This is a genomic window from Sphingobium sp. (assembly GCF_035511395.1).
Taxonomy (GTDB): Bacteria; Pseudomonadota; Alphaproteobacteria; order Sphingomonadales; family Sphingomonadaceae; genus Sphingobium.
This window is the reverse complement of sequence record NZ_DATKFP010000151.1, coordinates 1-4,229: the sequence shown is the minus strand read 5'-3', so window position 1 is coordinate 4,229 and position 4,229 is coordinate 1. Positions and strand designations below refer to the sequence as shown.

Sequence of the window (4,229 nt, the reverse complement as noted above, 5' to 3'; positions counted from 1 at the left end):
GCCGACCAGCGCATCCGATCCGCCGGCGATGGCGATCCGATCTCCGGGTTGATGATTGGCGCGCAAAAGGGCGGCCGCCGCGCCACCGCTCAGCAGTTTCTGTCGATCCGGAAAGACCGGCTCCATAGGCAGGCTCGCGCTGTCGACGATGGTGAACCGCTGGCCCTTGTCTTCGGCCTGGAGACTGGCCGCCACCTGATGAAGGCTCTCTCCGGATGGACCTGCGCCTTTGCGGTATCCGAGGTCATAAGCAGGTTCTGCTGGCGCTGGGCCCCGACCGGCTGCGCTGATGCTGTGCTGGCAATGTCATCGCCCATTCCCTGAGATAAGCTCTATGCCACCATCCATTTTCAGCGGAGACGAAGCTATTCGCTGGACTGGGTGGGGATTTTTGAGTGGGATGTTTTGGAGGCAGCATAACCAAAGACCTGGCAACCGCACCGGGCCGGCTATTTGGTATTTCCGCTCCATTTATGCAGATAATAACGGACCACTTGCAGTCAACTCAGCGAAGTCGCCAACTGTTCGGCAATAACTGAGTGCCGCACATATGCTGCCAAACCGATCAGTTTCTCACGCCCGTCGCTGCTGGCGCGGCGCAACACGCGCCTCTGCGCGGCAAGGCCGTCATAAAAGATTATATTGTGGACTGAACAGGATGCGGATCATCCCTTATCGTCGTCCTAGCTCGATTGGCAGTAGACGACAGAGCGACCGGAGCCGTTCGGCACGTTCTGCCTGTCAAACGGCACAGTGTTTTTCTCCCTTATGCAATGCTTCGCCTTTATCCTTTCCCCACAAACATACGGCAGGAGCAGGATGCAGGATATCGTCCAGACCCGTTCGGGCGCAATGCGCGGCGAAACCAAAGGCGTGGTAACGCGCTTCCTCGGCATTCCCTATGCGGCGGCGCCGGTCGGTGCGCGGCGCTTCGCCCTGCCCCAGTCGCCCGAACCGTGGACGGACGTGCGCGACGCCCTGACGCCGGGTCCCAACGCACCGCAGAAAGTGCGCGCGATACCCGGCCTGGATGTCGCACCCCTTGTCGGGACGGGCTGGCAACCGGGCGACGAGTATCTGACACTCAACATCTGGAAGCCGGCTGGCGCAAAGGCAGGCCTGCCGGTGATGGTCTTCATCCATGGCGGCGGCTTCGTGCTGGGGAGCAAGGATGCAGCGGTGCAGGACGGCAGCGCCTTTGCGCGGGATGGGGCGCTGCTGGTATCGATCAATTACCGACTGGGTGTAGACGGTTTCCTGCCCATCCCCGGCATCCCCACCAATCTGGGGCTGCGCGACCAGATTTTTGCGCTGAAATGGGTACGGGACAATATCACGGCCTTTGGCGGCGATCCGAACAATGTCACCGTCTTCGGCGAGTCCGCCGGTGGCATGTCGGTGGCAAACCTGACCGCTTCGCCGCTCGTCAAGGGACTGTTCCGGCGGGCGATCGTGGAAAGCGGCCATGGCGCGATGACGCGCGATATCGACGTGGCGCAGCGGCTGGTCAGGAAGCTGGCGACGCTGTTGAAGATTACACCCGACGAGGCCGGGTTCCGATCGGTCGAACCGGGCGATATGCTGGGCGCGGTCGAGAAGGTCAGCCTGCCGACGACCCGACTGGATCTGCGCGATGGGGACGGACGCGAGCCGGTGTTCGGCATCAGCCGCTTCATTCCGGTTCATGGCGACGATGTCCTGCCGGTCAAACCGCTGGAAGCCCTCAAGCAAGGCATGGGGGCGGAGATCGACTTGCTGATCGGGACCAACGCGCAGGAGATGAACCTCTATTTCGTGCCCACCGGGGTCAGGGAGAAGATCGGGCGCCTGCTGGCGACCTATGCCCTGCACAAATGTCAGCCCCAAGCGCGGAAGGTGCTGCGCGCCTATGGCATGGGCAGGTCTGGGGTGAAGCCCGGCCATGCCTTTACCGACGCGCTGCATGATCTGGTGTTCCGCTGGCCCGCGCGCCGCTTTGCCGAGGAGCATCGCGGGCGGACGCACATATATGAGTTCGAGTGGCAGTCGCCGATCTTCGGCGGTCTCGGTGCAGCCCATGGGATGGAACTGCCCTTTGTGTTCGATACGCTGGCGAGCGTGACCGGGCCGCAGGGATTGTGCGGCGAGGCGCCGCCGCAGGAACTGGCCGACCGGGTGCATGGTATCTGGGTCGATTTCGCGAAGGATGGGCGCCTGCCATGGCCGGAATTTACGCGTGAGGACCGGCAGGTCTATCAGCTGGCGCAGGGCGCGTCGGTCCATGAACCGCCCCTGCCCGCTGCGGCCTTCCTCCCCTGAAGGACAGACATCATGTATCTGGAACGTTTGAAACTGGATGGACGGCGCGCGCTTGTGACCGGCGGGGCAAGCGGGATCGGACTGGCCAGCGCCGAGGCGCTGGCAGAGATGGGCGCGACGGTGGTGATCGCCGACATCAAGATTGAGGCGATCGAGGCGGCGGCCGCGGTGATGGCGGACAAGGGTTTCAGTTGCGAGGGCGTGGTCATGGACGTGACCGACAGCGCGCGCGTCACGCAGGTCGCAGATCAGTTGGGCGCAATCGACATATTGGTGAACAATGCCGGGATCGCCCGCAGCGAGACGGCGGCGGAAGACGTGGCGGACGAGCACTGGCGCAATGTGATCGACGTCAATCTGAACGGCACCTTCTGGTGCGCCCGCGCCTTTGGCAGGCATATGCTGGCGGCGAGCAAGGGAGCGATCGTGAATGTCGGGTCGATGAGCGGTTTCATCGTCAACCGGCCGCAAGGGCAATGCTATTACAACGCATCCAAGGCAGCGGTGCATCAACTGACCAAGAGCCTGGCGGCCGAATGGGCCGATCGTGGCGTCAGGGTGAACGCGGTCGCGCCGACCTATATTCGGACGCCGCTGAACGCGTTCGCCGACAAGGAGGGAGCGATGTACCGCCGCTGGATCGACTCCACGCCGATGGCGCGGCTGGGCGAAGTGGAGGAAGTGGCGTCAGTCGTCGCCTTCCTGGCATCGGACGCGGCGAGCCTGATGACCGGCAGCATCGTATTGGCCGATGGCGGGTACAGCTGCTGGTAAGCGGACAGCGATATAGACAATCGCCAGACCATATTCACCAAGGCCTGCATATAATATTACTTATATTCAATGTGTTAATCAAACGCGTTGATTTTTGATATCATGGATTCTGTAAATTTATCCGGATGTAATTCCGTGCCGATCGGCGCAGGCATTGCGCCGATCGGCAAAGTCGATATCTCTCGCCAAACCTATCTGAAAGCTGTACCTATCAGATAGGCCCGAAGCGATCCTCCCCGACAGAGGAAGGGGACGCCGAGAGGAGAGGAACCATGCACCACAAGGCTTTGCTTCTTGCCGGCGTCGCACTCGCCGCATCCATGCCCGTCATTGCCCAGGCCCAGCAGGCGCCTGCCGCTTCGGCGGTAAATGACAGCGAGATCGTCGTCACCGCCCGCAAGCGCGAGGAAACGCTGCTGAACGTGCCGGTGGCCGTGACCGCCGTCAGCGGCGATACGCTGGCCCGCCGCAACATCAATTCGGTGCGTGAAGCCGCCGTGCTGACCCCCGGCCTCAACATCAGCAGCGACGGCGCAGGCCGCGCCTTCGTCTCGATCCGCGGCGTCGGCGTGACGCTGGTGCAGACGGTGCAGCCGGGCGTCGGCCTGTTCATCGACGGGATCTATCGGCCCAATACCGCCTATCTCAACAATCCGCTGCTCGACGTCGAGCGGATCGAGGTGCTGCGGGGGCCACAGGGTACACTCTACGGCAAGAACACGCTGGGCGGCGCGATCAACGTCATTACCCGCCAGCCGGGCAATGATTTCGAGGCGCGCGGGCAGGCCAGCTACGCCGGACCGGACGATAGCTGGCTGGTGTCCGGTTCGGTGTCCGCGCCGATCGTTCAGGACAAGCTCGCCATCCGCATCGGCGCGTCGCACCGCCAGCAGGATGGCTTCATCAAGAATGTGGTCGTCGGAGGCAACAGCAACAGCTTCAACACGGACTCGGTCAGCGGCACGCTGCGCTTCACGCCGGGCAATGACGTGGTGGTTGCGGTGAACGGCTATTATGACTGGGTAAAGGGGCATAACACGCCCTATGCTCGCGTCACCGGCCCGACCGACTATCAGCGCACCAATCAGTTCAACACGACCGGCACGACCTTCTACAAATATAAGGGCGTCAACGGCCGGATCGAACTGCCGGTCGAT

General features: G+C 62.5%; 4 protein-coding genes. 3 read left to right on the top strand and 1 reads right to left on the bottom strand.

What is annotated here, in order from left to right:
* Positions 1-195 (bottom strand): hypothetical protein (locus VMR39_RS09860; RefSeq protein WP_325415786.1); only part of this gene is annotated, 195 nt, incomplete at its 3' end.
* A gap of 624 nt (positions 196-819) precedes the next feature.
* Between VMR39_RS09860 and VMR39_RS09855 the strand changes: the two genes are divergently transcribed.
* The 3 genes from VMR39_RS09855 to VMR39_RS09845 form a co-directional block, all read left to right on the top strand.
* On the top strand, positions 820-2,298 hold the full coding sequence (locus tag VMR39_RS09855; protein ID WP_325415785.1) for a carboxylesterase/lipase family protein: 1,479 nt from the start codon (positions 820-822) through the stop codon (positions 2,296-2,298).
* A 12-nt stretch (positions 2,299-2,310) separates the two neighbouring features.
* Positions 2,311-3,072 carry a glucose 1-dehydrogenase gene (locus tag VMR39_RS09850; RefSeq protein ID WP_325415784.1) on the top strand — a complete coding sequence of 254 codons (762 nt, stop codon included), beginning with the start codon at positions 2,311-2,313 and terminating at the stop codon, positions 3,070-3,072.
* A gap of 272 nt (positions 3,073-3,344) precedes the next feature.
* Positions 3,345-4,229 (top strand): TonB-dependent receptor (locus tag VMR39_RS09845; protein WP_325415782.1); only part of this gene is annotated, 885 nt, incomplete at its 3' end.

Bases quoted from the DNA above. Each gene is read 5' to 3' on its own strand.
- VMR39_RS09855 (WP_325415785.1), top strand. From the start codon at position 820: ATGCAGGATATCGTCCAGACCCGTTCGGGCGCAATGCGCGGCGAAACC.
- VMR39_RS09850 (WP_325415784.1), top strand. From the start codon at position 2,311: ATGTATCTGGAACGTTTGAAACTGGATGGACGGCGCGCGCTTGTGACC.